The sequence below is a fragment of the Myroides albus genome, assembly GCF_024722315.1.
Classification (GTDB): Bacteria; Bacteroidota; Bacteroidia; order Flavobacteriales; family Flavobacteriaceae; genus Flavobacterium; species Flavobacterium album_A.
Genome location: NZ_CP102754.1, coordinates 1,935,676 through 1,950,096, shown reverse-complemented (window position 1 = coordinate 1,950,096; position 14,421 = coordinate 1,935,676). Strand labels below are relative to the sequence as shown.

Here is a 14,421-nt window from a genome sequence, read left to right as displayed (position 1 = left end):
ACAAATTATTATCGGGAGACAAGTCCGTATCTTTACTTTTTTAACTACTTTAGTTGAAAACTTATTAATGAATACTATTAAGTTATTTATGAAAAAAAATTATAAGGTTATTTTAATCTTACTAGGTGTCTCAGCTCTACTTTGGAGTTTCATGCCAAAAGAGCCTAAAGAAAACCCTGAAAAAGATCAACTTCTATTAGAGTTGGTTACGTATTTATTGGATCGAACTCACTATGATCCACCAAAAATTGACGATAAATTTTCTCAAAAGGTCTATACCGAATACTTAAAGGCATTAGACCCTATGAAACGTTATTTTACTCAAGCGGATATTAAAGAGTTTTCTGAATATGAAATACTTTTAGATGACATGATTCAACTAAAAGATCTTTCCTTTTTTGATTTAACCTATGATCGTATTAACAAAAGAATGTTAGAAGCTAAAGATATTTATACTGAAATATTAGCTACTCCATTTGACTTTGATATTGATGAAACTTTTGATGCAGATTACGATAAGCTTGCTTATGCAAAAGACAGAGAAGAACTTAAATCGCGTTGGGAAAAACAGCTAAAACTTACTGTACTATCTACTTTAACTGATAACCTTAAAATTCAAGAAGGAAAAGATGTCATAGAAGAAGATGGTGACTTAACAGATGAGGAAATAACTACAACACAAAAGAAAGACAAGAAGAAAGAGGATAAACCAGTTGAAAAGAAAACTTTCGAACAACTTGAAGAAGAAGCTAGAGAAAGCACGCTAAAATCTCTCAATGAATTCTTTGATGTAATTAATGATTTAGAGCGAAAAGATTGGCTTTCAATTTACCTTAATTCAATTGTTGAGCGCTACGATCCACATACCTTCTACTTTGCTCCTGAAGACAAAGAGAAATTTGATGCAAGTATGAGTGGAAGTTTTGAAGGAATCGGAGCTGTACTTAGAAAGAAACCTGAAGGTGTTGAGATTAATGAACTTGTACCAGGTGGTCCTGCTGAAAAAAGTAAAAAAATAGAAGTTGGAGACATTATCCTAAAAGTTGCTCAAACGGAAGACGAGGAACCTATTGATATCGTTGGAATGAGATTGGATAACGTTGTAAAATTAATTAAAGGTAAAAAAGGAACTAAGGTCTTCTTGACAATCAAAAAAATTGATGGAACAATTAGCATTATTTCATTAATGCGCGAAAAGATTGAGATTGAAGAAACTTATGCTAAGTCTTCTATAATCGAACTCGATGGAAAAAAATATGGTTTAATTCACCTTCCTAAATTCTATATCGATTTTGAAAACAAAGACAATAGAAATGCATTTACAGATGTACAAAAAGAGATAAAAGAACTAAAATCTCAAGGGATTGAAGGTATTGTGATGGATCTTAGAAACAATGGAGGGGGTTCACTTTCTACTGTTGTGGATATGATGGGCTTGTTTGCAAAAGAAGGCCCTGTAGTTCAAGTAAAATCTTCAAAAGGGAAACAACAAGTATTAGATGACAAAGGAACACAAATCGTTTGGGAAGGACCGCTTGTTGTTTTAGTGAACAACTTCTCTGCTTCTGCCTCTGAAATCTTTGCCGCTGCAATCCAAGATTACAAAAGAGGAATTATCATTGGTAGTAAGCATACTTATGGAAAAGGAACTGTTCAAAATCTTGTTGACTTAAATGAACTATTGAAGAAACAACCTTATGGCGATTTAGGTGCTTTAAAAATCACACTTCAAAAATTCTATAGAATTAACGGAGGTTCTACCCAAAGAGAAGGTGTTTTAAGTGATATCGTTTTACCAGATAGATACTCTTATATCGATATGGGAGAAAGAGATATGGATAATGCTATGCCATGGGACAAAATCGAAAGAGCAGATTACACTGCATACAAAAACGACTTCACTCCTATCATTGAGAAAAGTTACAAGCGTATCAAAACAAATGAACAGTTTGCTTTAATCGATGAAAATGCACAATGGATTAATCAGCGTAAAGACGAAAAAACTTTTGCTTTACAAATTGATAAATACCAAGAAAGACAAAAAGAAATTGAAGAAAAAGCGAAGAAGTTTAAAGCTATTTCTAAATATAAAAACACTTTGAAATTTTCTTCTTTACCAAGTGAAATTAAACGTATCTCGAATGACACTATCTTAAAAGACAAGAGAGATAGATGGCATGAAAGATTACAAGGTGATATATATGTAGAAGAAGGTATTAATATTTTAAAAGACTTAGAAAGCTTTAAAGCTCACCCTGTTAAATAAGGTTTAGATAATAATTTGTAGTTATAAAGACAATGTCTCACAATAACAATTCTTATACAAGATTAGCGCTCCAAAAATTCAAAACGAACTTTTGGGGCGTTTTGTCTTTTTGGTTTATCATTCTTATAAGCGTTATCTCTCTGACGGTATATTTTTATATTCCCGATTACTCAGCTAATGCAAATTCAGGTGATTTAGCACTGCATTCTAAATCTCCTGGCTTTACTGTTGACTATATTCAACTACAAGATAATTATAAGAGATCTTTTCAAGAATATTGGACAGGTCGCAAAGAACCATTAAAACATATTCCAATAGGAGAATACAAAGTTGACAGTGACACACTTTACTACAAACCGTATAGTGCACAACCCGAATTAGAAGATTTCAAATCAATTCCCCTAAACCATTTTTCAAATCCTACCTTATCGGAAATCATAAAGAGTAAAACATATTGGTTAGGGACTGATAATCAAGGAAGGGACTATTTAAGTCGATTACTCATTGGATCGAGAGTGTCATTATCTATTGGCTTTGTCGCTGTACTGATTTCTCTTGTAATTGGTATCTCCTTAGGATCAATTGCGGGATATTATGGGGGAAAAGTAGATGCCCTTATCTTATGGCTAATCAATGTATTCTGGTCAATTCCTACATTACTTCTCGTTATTGCTATTACATTAGCTTTAGGTAAAGGATTCTGGCAAGTATTTATAGCAGTTGGTATGACGATGTGGGTAGAAGTTGCACGTGTTGTACGAGGTCAAGTAATTAGCATCAAAGAGCAACAATATATTACGGCTGCAAGAGCATTAGGGTACAATGATTACAGAATCATAAGCAAACATATTTTACCAAATTGTATGGCTCCTGTTATCGTGATTTCAGCTGCCAATTTTGCTTCAGCTATTTTAATGGAAAGTGGACTGAGTTTCTTAGGTTTAGGGACACAAGTACCAACACCGAGTTGGGGTGCTATGATAAAAGAAAACTACAATTACATTTTACTCGGCAAGCCCTATTTAGCACTTTTACCTGGATTGGCGATGTTCCTATTAGTCATTAGTTTTATGTTGATTGGAAACGCATTGCGAGATGCCTTGGATGTTAAACAATAAAGTAAATCCTACTTACTTAATCAATAATTTTCTGATATCTGCTTTAGTACCATTATATACATTCAAGTCAACTTTACCTTTAATCCCCTTTACAGTGCCATTTTCAGTGAATTGCCAGAATTGCCAATGATCTTTAATTTCTTCTACAAAGAAATTGTAGTTAGCTATCCAAACAGTATATTCAGGGAATGCCTTACTGAGATGAGTATTATAATAATATTCACCTGAATACAAGATTGGTTTTACTTTATAGTGTTTTTCGACTGTGACTAACCATTTTTTCACCCCCTTTATAAGACTATCCATTGGCTGTTCCTTCGGAAAATCTTCAATATCCAGAATAGGAGGTAAATCTCCCTCTACTAATGTGACTGTATTGATAAAGTTTTTTGCCTGTTCTAATGAATTCTCATCTGGTCGATAATAGTGATAAGCTCCTCTTATAAAATGATTGGCACCTGCTCCTTTCCAGTTCTTTTTAAACTTTTTATCCTTACCATCAACTCCCATCGTAGATCGAATAATCGCAAATTCTATTGGAGCTCGTCCAATTACTGAATCGACATCAGCCCAAACTATATCACCTTGATAATGAGAAACATCAAGTCCAATCATTTTTCCCTCATGGCGACTTAACACCTCTGCAGTTCTAAAATCAAATAATGACTTGCTTTCCGCTTCCTTTCTATCTCTACTAAAAAAATAATTAATTCCCTCACTAAACGTAAGTCCAAACCATACTCCTACACCGACAAAGGTCAAAATAATCAAAACCCACTTTATTTGATTAAAAGTAGAATTGCCCTTTTTTACTTTTGGTTTAGGTTTGCGTGTACTCCTTTTGCGAGTCTGACGAGGTAACTTCCTTAAGACATCTTCCCCTTTGACCTTATTGTTACTTCCTTTTGAACTATTCATGGCATAGACATAAAAACGGCGTAAAAGTAATTATAAAAATAGATATAAAATTACTTATCTAACTTTAGAACAGGAACAGGTAAATGAATATTATTCAATTTAAACTTCCGATCTATCTCGAAACGTATGTCACTAGCGATTCGATCATTATCAAAAGCATTATCTATAAAATAATACAAAATAAAGCGGATAGAAGAATCTCCAAATTGATCGATAAACACAATCGGCTTAGGATGCTTCAGAACATCTTTATTATCTTCAACTGCTGAAAGCAATACCGCTTTGACCAATTCAGAATCTGTACCAATATACGACCCCACGTCAATACGGGCACGAATAATTGGGTCCTCGTGCGTCCAATTGTAAACTATATCGTCAATTAACTTGCGATTAGGTATCACGATATCCTTTCGATTACGTGTTTCAACAATGGTACAACGAAGGTTAATTGTCTTAACCCTTGCTACTTGTCCATGAGCTTCAATAACATCTCCCACATTAAGCGTCTTATCTATCAAAATATAAATTCCCGCAATTAAATCTCTAAAAATATCTTGTAATGCAAACCCAAGCCCAACAAACAATGCTGCTGACGTAGTCAAAAACATACTTATATTAATCCCTATCACATTTAATAAGAATAAAAAGATAATCAGGTATATAAAGTAATTGACAAAATTAAATACACTACCCAATCTTGCAGCAACATCTGGCGTAGCCATCTTCATAAAAGTTTTCTTCAATACGCGCAACCCATACTTTGTAATAGTTAAAGTAAAAGCAATGAAAAGTATAGTCCCTATCGTAATCGTTATAGACTTACTCGCGTATAATTCGTACTCTAAAAGTGATGAAAGAAAAGTTTTTAAATCAAACATAATTGTATAAACGGTGAGTTTTACTGAATATAAGACAAACAGATAACCAAAAGTCACACCTATCACTAAATGGTCATAGTTTAAAAATGAAATTTACAAAAAAAGAGCTTAATCTAACTCTCCTATTCTGTAATAATTAAAACTTCACAAGACTCAACTACAACAAATTCAAAACCAGTACTGGTCCTAAAAGAATAGCTCCTCAGAAGTAAATAAAAAAAGCCCCTTCAGTTGAAGAGGCTTTTTTGTGCGGGTAAAAGGACTCGAACCTTCACACCTTGCGGCACCAGATCCTAAGTCTGGCGTGTCTACCAATTTCACCATACCCGCGAAATCTTGTGGAACATCCTGTTCCTTTTTAGACGTGGCAAATATAATAGATTTTTCTGCTTAAAAACAAATCTTAAATAATAAAAAAAGTCATTAATTCTTAAAAGGGATCAATCTCAAAAGTTGTGTGTGAATTAAAAACTACAGATCTTTGTAATAATAAATAATAACCGTGGAAAACTATATTGAGTTTGTAAAAATGATTTTACCTGAGTTTTTAGTAGAACATTTTGATTTAGTAAAAACGATAAAACAAGGTGAAACAATGCACCTATATTTTGAAGAATTTAATAGAGTCCCGGATGAAGCAAAAGACCGTATTCTTATAGGTCATGGATTTCATAATGAAACCACAATACAAGATTTTCCTTTACGAGGAAATAGTGTTTATCTTCATGTCAAGCGTCGTCGTTGGTTAGATAAAACTACTCGCGAATTAGTACAGAGAGATTGGAATCTAGTAGCAAAAGGCACTCGTTTAACTGATGAGTTTGCCTCTTTTTTAAAAGAAATTAATAGATACTAAGGCAAGTGATTGCCATACAATAGGAGGTTTCTTTAATATTGATGGTAAAAAACTACAACGCCAATACAAAGATTCACTAAGTGATTTTCAAGCTTGGGAACATAAAGAACACGCTAAAGACTATCTTCTTTTTCCTGAAAACATAGGTCCTAAACTATCAATAGACGAAACAGCTTTGTCAAAAGGTGAGCTCTATACAATTATTACAAACAAATATAGTAGAGGAAAGCAAGGGAGTATAGTAGCAATTTTTTCTGGCACTAAAGTAGAGCCTATTATAGAGAAGCTTCTTACAATCTCCTCTAAGACAAGATCTAAAGTTAAGGAGATAACACTTGATATGGCAAATTCTATGAAAAAAATTGTTACGAAGTGCTTTGTTAATGCGACACAAGTAACAGATCGTTTTCATGTACAGAAACTAGTAAATGAAGCATTACAAGATATTAGAATACAAGAACGTTGGAATGCTTCAGATATTGAAAACAACTTAATCCTACAAGCTAAAAAAGAAGGTAAACAATTTATTCCAATAGAATTTGATAATGGAGATACAGCTAAGCAACTACTTATAAGAAGTAGATATCTACTAACTATGGATCCAAGTAAATGGACTACTAATCAAATGCAAAGAGCAGATATATTATTTAATCAATATCCTTTGATTAAACAAGCTTATAATGTAGCGCAAAACTTAAGAATAATATATAACACAACCACAGTAAAAGAAGTAGCTTATACTAAACTGGCTCATTGGTACAATGATGTTATGAAGATTAATTTAAAACAATTCGGCACTGTTATCAATACAATGCAAATCAATTATAAAACAATTCTTAACTATTTTGATAATAGAAGTACCAATGCCTCTGCTGAATCTTTTAATGCAAAAATTAAAGCATTCAGAGCTCAGTTTAGAGGTGTAAGAGATATTGATTTCTTTTTATACAGATTGACTAAGCTTTATGCCTAAACACAACTTTTGAGATTGATCCCTTAAAAGCCTATGTATAAGAGCTTTAAAAATAAATGATTGTTAAAATAATTCCATAAAAAAAGCCCCTTCAAATGAAGAGGCTTTCTTGTGCGGGTAAAAGGACTCGAACCTTCACACCTTGCGGCACCAGATCCTAAGTCTGGCGTGTCTACCAATTTCACCATACCCGCGTAATCAGTGGAACATCCTGTTCCTTTAAGACGTTGCAAATATACAACAGGTTTTTTTATCTGCAAGAAAAAAATTGTATTTTTTTATTCATAGCTTTGTGAGTAACAAAATCAATGTATCCTTTTATATTATGAAAGATTCAAAACAATTTGTTCAAGAAAACAAACAACGTCTTTTAGATGAGTTAATTGAACTATTAAAAAAGCCATCTATCAGTGCTGATAGTGCATATTCTCAAGACGTAATAAACACTGCTGAAGCAGTAAAAGAAAGTTTAGAAAAAGCAGGATGTGATATAGTAGAATTATGCGAAACACCTGGTTATCCTATCGTTTATGGTGAGAAAATCATCGATCCGGCTCTTCCTACAGTATTAGTTTATGGCCACTACGATGTGCAACCTGCTGATCCTATAGAGTTATGGACTTCTCCTCCATTCGAACCTGTAATCAAAACAACAGATCTACACCCTGACGGAGCAATCTTCGCTCGTGGAGCTTGTGACGATAAAGGGCAAATGTATATGCACGTAAAAGCGTTCGAATACATGATTGCTAACGATGCTTTGCCATGTAACGTGAAGTTCATGATCGAAGGGGAAGAAGAAGTAGGTTCTGTAAGTTTAGGATGGTTCGTAAAAAGAAACCAAGAGAAACTTAAGAATGACGTAATCTTAATCTCTGATACAGGAATGATCTCTAACGAGCAGCCTTCTATCACGACAGGATTAAGAGGACTGAGCTATGTAGAAGTAGAGGTAACTGGTCCTAACAGAGACTTACACTCAGGACTATACGGAGGAGCTGTAGCGAACCCTATCAATGTATTGACGAAGATGATTGCTTCTCTACACGATGAGAACAACCATATCACAGTACCAGGATTCTATGATAAAGTAGAAGAATTATCTCGTGAAGAAAGAGACGAAATGGCTAAACGTCCATTCTCTTTAGAAGACTACAAACAAAAACTTGATATTGATGATGTATACGGAGAAGCAGGTTATACGACGAATGAGCGTAACTCTATCCGCCCTACATTAGACGTGAATGGTATCTGGGGAGGTTATACTGGTGAAGGTGCTAAAACAGTTATCGCCAGCAAAGCTTTTGCTAAAATCTCTATGCGTCTTGTACCAAACCAAGACTGGGAAGAAATCACTGAACTATTCAAAAAACACTTCGAAAGCATCGCTCCTGCAGGAGTACGTGTAGAAGTAAAACCTCATCACGGAGGACAAGGATATGTGACTCCTATCGACTCTATCGGATACCAAGCTGCTGCTAAGGCATATACAGATACATTCGGAGTAGCACCTATTCCTGTACGTTCAGGAGGAAGTATTCCTATCGTAGCATTATTCGAAGAAGAATTAGGCTCTAAATCAGTAATGATGGGATTCGGATTAGACACTGATGCAATCCACTCTCCTAACGAACACTTCGGAGTATTCAACTACCTAAAAGGTATTGAGACTATTCCATTGTTCTACAAATATTATACTGAAATGATGAAATAATCATCTCTATAAATACAAAAAAGCGAGTAAAAATTTACTCGCTTTTTTTATTCTTTTCCTCTATCCACATACCAAAGTACTTACTACTTTGGGCAGTATGATGCTTAAATACTTCTCCTAAGAAATTCGCTCGACGTGTCGCGACCAAATCTTTAGATAAGCGCAATATCGCCAGCAAAAAGGCTTCTGAATAAAACTCAGCGTCATAATTGCGTTTCAATATTTCAATTCCTAACAATTGTTTTTCCCTCCAGATAGATTCATTCAAATACAAATCAACTGCTTTATCAACAAAATCCTCTACCTCATCTCCCACATAGCCACACCACTCTGATTCACCTTTCATTGACTCTACTCCTACTGACGACGACACTGAAGGTGTACCCACGCGCATCGCATCAACAAACTTCCCTTTAATCCCAGCTCCAAAGGGTATAGGAGCTAACATCACTTTAGCGGCACTAATCACTTCTAATGCATCATCTGCTCTACCGTGAACCATAAAACGCTCACTCTCGTTGTGTAATTGCATCACTTTAGCTGAGGGATAAGCTCCATAAATATGCATTCTTGTCTGTGGCAACTTCTTGCGCAACAGCGGCCATATTACCGTCTTTAGCTTAAGCACAGTCTGCCAATTCGGCTCGTGAATAAAGTTTCCTATAAACACAAAGTCCTCTCTCTCCTCATAGCCTTTCCAATTACTGATATCCTCAGATGTGATCTCTTTTTCCATAAAGGGAATAAACAAAAGCGCATTCGGTAAGATATGGAACTTCTCTACTAATAACTTATACTCATACGCTGAAATAATCAAAGTCAAATCACATCTCAGTATACTTGCCAATTCGCGTTTAGCACGTTCACAATATAGATAGTCCTCTATATCTTCTCCTCCTTTCTTTTGCATCTCTTGACGAGCAAATCGTAGGAAGTGTAAGTCTTCTGTATCCAATATTGTCATCGCATCAGGACATTGTTCTGTCACACGCCATCCAAACTGCTCCTCTATCATAAAGCGGTCATACATCACTACATCAGGCATCAGATCAGCTAATACTTCATCTGTACGGGCATCGTTAAGCCATAACTCTACCTCAGTCACTCCGTAACAAGACAAATCATCACTCACCTCAGACTTCTTAGCTGTACTTCCGAAGTAAATCTGCATTCCCCAATCTTTAAAACATTGCAGAAGTTGTAGCATACGCTTCCCCGCTGCAGATGATTTGGACTCTGGCCATACAGGTCCTATGACTAATACTTTCTTTCCTGATAAATTGTGTTTCATTCTACAAAAATACTTGTTCTTAAATCAATACGACACAAAACTATATGCAATAACATATAATCTACCCTTAAAACATCATTTTATATGCAATAACATATAATACAAACAAAAGCAACTCCGTTATAACGATAGGATAATCCAATAATACAGTATGTTACTATCTAATATTTGCTATTTTTGCATAAAACGAAAAGGAATTATGCTTGGATTAAAACTATTGACAGACCCTCGTTGGGCAAATATCGCTGAGTCTAACTTAGAAGAGATATTAACGGATCATTGCTGGTGTGAGCAAAAAGCAGCTACTAATGCTATTACTTTAATTACTTATAACTCAGAACACGAAGATCTAGTAACAGAATTAACGGATATTGCAATTGAAGAAATGGAACACTTCAAAATGGTACATGACATCATCAAAGAACGCGGATATACATTAGGACGTGAACGCAAAGATGACTATGTTAATCAACTCTATAAGTTTTGTCGCAAAGACGGAAGTCGCAATGATGCTTTTATTGACAGATTATTATTTGCAGCAATGATTGAAGCAAGAAGTTGTGAGCGATTCCGTGTGCTTTCACAAAATATCAAAGATGAAGAATTAGCAAAATTCTACTATGATCTAATGGTTTCTGAAGCTAACCACTATACAACCTTCTTAAAGTTTGCACGAAAATATACAGAAAAAGTAGATGTTGATAAACGTTGGAAAGAATGGTTAGATTTCGAAGGACAACTGATCCAATCTTATGGTAACAAAGAACACATACACGGGTAATTTCCTGCATAAATAAATATCAAATGGCCTTAGTTTAGACTAAGGCCTTTTTTATACAATACACCCTACAAATCAAGTCTACTACCCTATAATTACCTCATTATACGACTCACGGTCTATAAGTATCCACTATGTCGGTATGTAAATCTTCGCTAAATAATTTTTTCACTACGAAATGTTCCAAGATCGTAAACACAATTATACTAACACAAAATCTCTTTTAAAAAAAACAGTTTATGATTTCCCCTTACCGAATGACAATCTACCTATAGTTTTGTACTGAGATGGTTAGGCATTGCTTGCGGGTTTCTTGCACCTTTCTTCGAGAAAACCCCTCTCTGGGCTAGAAAACCCCAAGAAAAGTGCAAGAAAAGCCCAAGGAAGTGCAAGAAAGTCCCTATCGTAGAACAGGTAAATCTGCTTTAAAAAATTCATCAGCTTCATCATCATTCTCGGTAATTTCGTTACGATATGAGGAAAGGCTAATCCTTTTGCGTGGGAAAATATCATTGAGTTAATATCTGAAAGATTACGGTACTATTCCTTTTCTTATATCAAGCTTGCATTATACTAATAAACTATCGCTACTCTGCTGAATAGTAAAAAGGAAGATGATAATAATAGTACCTTACCCTGTGACATTAGCTCAAAGGTAGATGCTACTACTGTCAGTCAATGCAAAAACAGACTAAGGCAAATGCCATTCATATTCAATTTGTAAAGCAATTGTAAGGTCTAACACAAAAAAGGAAAGAAAGGATCTTAGAAGGATTACTCTGTTGATACAAATCACCAATCATGTTACGATTAAAACAAAAAAGAGATACTGCTCAAAAGCAGTATCTCTTTGGCAAAGTCAAAATACTTTTATTCTATTTTACCTCAGCAGTCCATTCTATTCCACTGATATCAATCAATCGCAATACAACGTCCTCTGAAGGTCTACTATTTTCTGTTTGAAAATTCAAGATTGCCTTAGCTCCTAAGGGAATAACCATACTGTGTTTACCAGCCTTCACTTGAGCAACGTAAGCATTGTCAATTGAATCCTCACTTACTTGAGAAAGTGCTTTTCCATCCCAGTGTTGGATCACCCTTCCTGATTTAGTTTCCAATTGAACACCAATCAAAAATGAACCGTATACATCTGCTCCTTCTACGCGATAAACCTCAAATTTCAATGAATTATCTACCCAATTTACTTGATTCAATTCAATTTTTGGCTTAACTGACTTATTGTGCAATGTACCAAATACTCCTCCGTGAAAAACTTGATTCGTGTAAAGTGTCAAAAGAAGAATAGCAAAAGACCCTACAAATACAATCGGTTTCAAATTCTTAATCGGCAAAACACCTGAACCCAAGAAACCAAACCACTTCTTATTGGTAAAAGAAAGTCCTTTCTTCTCAAAATAGTAATCTAAAGAGCCATATCCACCACCTGTCAAAAATAAAATAAAGCCTGTAGCTACTCCTAAAACACCAATCTGCCATTCATCTAAACAAGTTGTACCAATCCAACCAGATCCCAATAGTATCCCCATTGCTAAAGAAACAACTCCAATTGACATCAATCGCGTAAATAATCCCAACATGATAAATAACCCCACAATAGCTTCAACTATCGTAAAAATAACCATTGCCCACCAAAGTAGATCGGGATGAGTAACTAAGTACTCTATAATAGGCTTGATCCCAATTGCATTGGGTAAGAAGTGATTAAACTTAACACCGATATAACCTGCTTCGGTTTCGATTAGTTTATTTTCAAGTATTAAACGTCTCCAAAAAGCAGAGAAATAAGTCCACCCAACTACTAAGCGAATAGCGAGCGTAAAAAAGCCAGCCGTAGTAAACGACTGTTTATTAAAAGTTTGCATGTTATTAAATTCTAAGATATTGTAATAGTTTATTTTAAATTTTTATTCTTCGAAATAACTATCCAATCAAAGCAATCTTAAATTTTTTAAACATGAGATATAAAGGTGGTGAAGTACCAGCTAATTGTAGAATGTAACTTTCCCATACAGTAGATGTAGTGGTTATAAAAGACAAATCCTTCACTACATAGTCCTTATCTGACAAAGGAACAACTTTGTGATAAAACTGCTGTGCAGATTGCTCGTTAACTTTATTGCTTATCTCACTGTCACAAACAATGCTAATCCCATTAGCTAAAGCTTTACTTCCTGTTAAAGGTTTCTCTAAACTGATGTCAAATGCGGCAAATAAGTTTTGCTTCGCTGAACATCCAATAGTAGCAAACGCAACAAGTAGCGCCCATATATAGCACTGTACTTGAAATAACATAAAGCGTTTTAACCGAACCATTAAAGTAAAGTTTAATTCAAAAGAAATCAAAAATAGCCAATTTTTAGCGATAAGTATAATACTAAAACACAAACTATTGTTAAACAGTATTTTGAATAAAAAAATACTCTGCCTAATGCAAAAAGTGGGAAATATTAGCCAAAAACCTTAAACATTCAAATGATACATAAGCCTAATAACTATTTATCACAGAAATACAGAAAAAAAAGTGATTCAATAACAGAGAATGTTTGAAAAATACATTATTGAATTATAATTATTTTATAAGTATAATTATTGAATAATTTATTGAAAATAATAAATTATTATAAAATATTATTACATATATTAGTAATTAATTAACTATAAAACATTAGAACGTATGAAAAAATTTATTACTTACATTGCCGTTTTTGGAGCAGCAATGGGCTTTTTTTCTTGTAGCAGTGACGATAGCACAACACCAGTAGTCAATCCACCTGAACCACCTCCAGTAGTGACACCTGAAGAGGAAAAGCTTACCTTAGAAGCTAATGAAAACACAATCTACATCGGTGATGAAATTACTTTCACAGCCAAAGTAGGAGAAAAAGAAATTACAGAGGTAACCATCAAACAATCAAACGGAACTACTATTACAGATAATAAGTGGATAGCAACAGAGGCAGGTGAATTTACCTTTATAGCAACCAAAAAAGGTTATGTTGACAGCGATCCTATCACCATAAAAGTAGATGTAGATTCTAAGCCAAATGGACAAGGTTATTTTAAGCACAAAGGAACTACTTACAACATTGACGTTGGTGAAATATTCTTTGATGGATTCTTTGATTTAGACGAAGAAGATGAAAATAGTGCAAAAGTATCCTCTTGGACTGTTAGACATACAGACTTAAAAACAAATTACATTATTTACTTCATGTTCTTTGCTCCAGCCATTTTACAAGAAGATGAGACATACAAATATGTACTTCCAAATACAGAAAACATTGAATCTCCTACAATCATGGTTGGTGAAATTGACAGTGATGGACAAATCATCATTAAGGACTTTATTACAAGCAACCTAAACTATAACTTAAATATAGGAAAAATGATCCGTAAAGATATTTACAACGCAAGTGTGAAAATCAGTACTCCAGCAAACTCTGCACAAGAATTTAATTTAGAATACACAGGAGAATACTATTTCCCACAAGAAGATTAAGCATAAATAAAACTTACTTGTGGTATTCTATTAAAATGACAAGAATATAGAGAGGAGCTTTAAAGGCTCCTCTCTTTTTATTATCTGCCCGAAAACCTCAGCTTATACA

At 34.4% G+C, this 14,421-nt stretch carries 12 protein-coding genes and 2 tRNA genes; 7 read left to right on the top strand and 7 right to left on the bottom strand.

Translation table 11 applies throughout. The features are described from left to right. Positions 1-67: 67 nt before the first annotated feature. Both NWE55_RS09000 and NWE55_RS08995 read left to right on the top strand, forming a co-directional pair. Positions 68-2,266, top strand: a complete 2,199-nt coding sequence (locus tag NWE55_RS09000; RefSeq protein ID WP_155091020.1) for a carboxy terminal-processing peptidase — start codon at positions 68-70, stop codon at positions 2,264-2,266. 32 nt (positions 2,267-2,298) lie between these two features. Continuing rightward, positions 2,299-3,384, top strand: a complete 1,086-nt coding sequence (locus NWE55_RS08995) for an ABC transporter permease (RefSeq protein WP_155091021.1) — start codon at positions 2,299-2,301, stop codon at positions 3,382-3,384. Positions 3,385-3,396: 12 nt separating this feature from the next. Here NWE55_RS08995 and NWE55_RS08990 read toward each other — a convergent pair whose 3' ends face one another. The 3 genes from NWE55_RS08990 to NWE55_RS08980 form a co-directional block, all read right to left on the bottom strand. Further along, positions 3,397-4,302 (bottom strand): GH25 family lysozyme, encoded by a 906-nt coding sequence (locus NWE55_RS08990; protein ID WP_160339441.1) that lies wholly within the window; start codon positions 4,300-4,302, stop codon positions 3,397-3,399. A 50-nt stretch (positions 4,303-4,352) separates the two neighbouring features. Continuing rightward, on the bottom strand, positions 4,353-5,180 hold the full coding sequence (locus NWE55_RS08985; protein ID WP_155091023.1) for a mechanosensitive ion channel family protein: 828 nt from the start codon (positions 5,178-5,180) through the stop codon (positions 4,353-4,355). 248 nt (positions 5,181-5,428) lie between these two features. Then, positions 5,429-5,510 (bottom strand) — tRNA-Leu (locus NWE55_RS08980). A 172-nt stretch (positions 5,511-5,682) separates the two neighbouring features. On the opposite strand from NWE55_RS08980, the gene NWE55_RS08975 reads away from it, so the two are divergent. Both NWE55_RS08975 and NWE55_RS08970 read left to right on the top strand, forming a co-directional pair. Beyond that, positions 5,683-6,036 carry an ISAon1 family transposase N-terminal region protein gene (locus tag NWE55_RS08975; RefSeq protein WP_160339156.1) on the top strand — a complete coding sequence of 118 codons (354 nt, stop codon included), beginning with the start codon at positions 5,683-5,685 and terminating at the stop codon, positions 6,034-6,036. Beyond that, positions 6,026-7,009 carry an ISAon1 family transposase gene (locus tag NWE55_RS08970; RefSeq protein WP_444850889.1) on the top strand — a complete coding sequence of 328 codons (984 nt, stop codon included), beginning with the start codon at positions 6,026-6,028 and terminating at the stop codon, positions 7,007-7,009. Before NWE55_RS08975 ends, NWE55_RS08970 begins: the two co-directional genes overlap by 11 nt. 112 nt (positions 7,010-7,121) lie before the next feature. Here the strand turns inward: NWE55_RS08970 and NWE55_RS08965 are convergent. Beyond that, positions 7,122-7,203, bottom strand: a tRNA-Leu gene (locus tag NWE55_RS08965). 131 nt (positions 7,204-7,334) lie between these two features. Here NWE55_RS08965 and NWE55_RS08960 point away from each other — a divergent pair. Beyond that, entirely contained in the window at positions 7,335-8,723 is a 1,389-nt protein-coding gene (locus NWE55_RS08960) for a dipeptidase (RefSeq protein ID WP_155092987.1), read from the top strand. A gap of 34 nt (positions 8,724-8,757) precedes the next feature. On the opposite strand, the gene NWE55_RS08955 is transcribed toward NWE55_RS08960, so the two are convergent. Next, entirely contained in the window at positions 8,758-10,014 is a 1,257-nt protein-coding gene (locus tag NWE55_RS08955; protein ID WP_155092988.1) for a glycosyltransferase, read from the bottom strand. Positions 10,015-10,213: 199 nt separating this feature from the next. Here NWE55_RS08955 and NWE55_RS08950 point away from each other — a divergent pair, with 199 nt between their 5' ends. Then, complete coding sequence (locus NWE55_RS08950) at positions 10,214-10,795, top strand: MiaE family protein (protein WP_155092989.1); 582 nt, start codon at positions 10,214-10,216, stop codon at positions 10,793-10,795. Between the two features lie 872 nt (positions 10,796-11,667). On the opposite strand, the gene NWE55_RS08945 is transcribed toward NWE55_RS08950, so the two are convergent. After that, a complete protein-coding gene (locus tag NWE55_RS08945; protein WP_155092990.1) occupies positions 11,668-12,675 on the bottom strand; it encodes a TQO small subunit DoxD in 1,008 nt (335 codons plus the stop codon). Between the two features lie 58 nt (positions 12,676-12,733). Beyond that, entirely contained in the window at positions 12,734-13,126 is a 393-nt protein-coding gene (locus NWE55_RS08940) for a hypothetical protein (protein ID WP_155092991.1), read from the bottom strand. Positions 13,127-13,487: 361 nt separating this feature from the next. On the opposite strand from NWE55_RS08940, the gene NWE55_RS08935 reads away from it, so the two are divergent. Beyond that, positions 13,488-14,312, top strand: coding sequence for a ribonucleoside-diphosphate reductase subunit alpha (locus NWE55_RS08935; RefSeq protein WP_155092992.1), 825 nt, complete (start codon positions 13,488-13,490; stop codon positions 14,310-14,312). The last annotated feature ends 109 nt before the right edge of the window (positions 14,313-14,421 follow it).

Bases quoted from the DNA above. Each gene is read 5' to 3' on its own strand.
- NWE55_RS09000 (WP_155091020.1), top strand. From the start codon at position 68: ATGAATACTATTAAGTTATTTATGAAAAAAAATTATAAGGTTATTTTA.
- NWE55_RS08995 (WP_155091021.1), top strand. From the start codon at position 2,299: ATGTCTCACAATAACAATTCTTATACAAGATTAGCGCTCCAAAAATTC.
- NWE55_RS08990 (WP_160339441.1), bottom strand. From the start codon at position 4,302: ATGAATAGTTCAAAAGGAAGTAACAATAAGGTCAAAGGGGAAGATGTC.
- NWE55_RS08985 (WP_155091023.1), bottom strand. From the start codon at position 5,180: ATGTTTGATTTAAAAACTTTTCTTTCATCACTTTTAGAGTACGAATTA.
- NWE55_RS08960 (WP_155092987.1), top strand. From the start codon at position 7,335: ATGAAAGATTCAAAACAATTTGTTCAAGAAAACAAACAACGTCTTTTA.
- NWE55_RS08955 (WP_155092988.1), bottom strand. From the start codon at position 10,014: ATGAAACACAATTTATCAGGAAAGAAAGTATTAGTCATAGGACCTGTA.
- NWE55_RS08950 (WP_155092989.1), top strand. From the start codon at position 10,214: ATGCTTGGATTAAAACTATTGACAGACCCTCGTTGGGCAAATATCGCT.
- NWE55_RS08945 (WP_155092990.1), bottom strand. From the start codon at position 12,675: ATGCAAACTTTTAATAAACAGTCGTTTACTACGGCTGGCTTTTTTACG.
- NWE55_RS08940 (WP_155092991.1), bottom strand. From the start codon at position 13,126: ATGGTTCGGTTAAAACGCTTTATGTTATTTCAAGTACAGTGCTATATA.
- NWE55_RS08935 (WP_155092992.1), top strand. From the start codon at position 13,488: ATGAAAAAATTTATTACTTACATTGCCGTTTTTGGAGCAGCAATGGGC.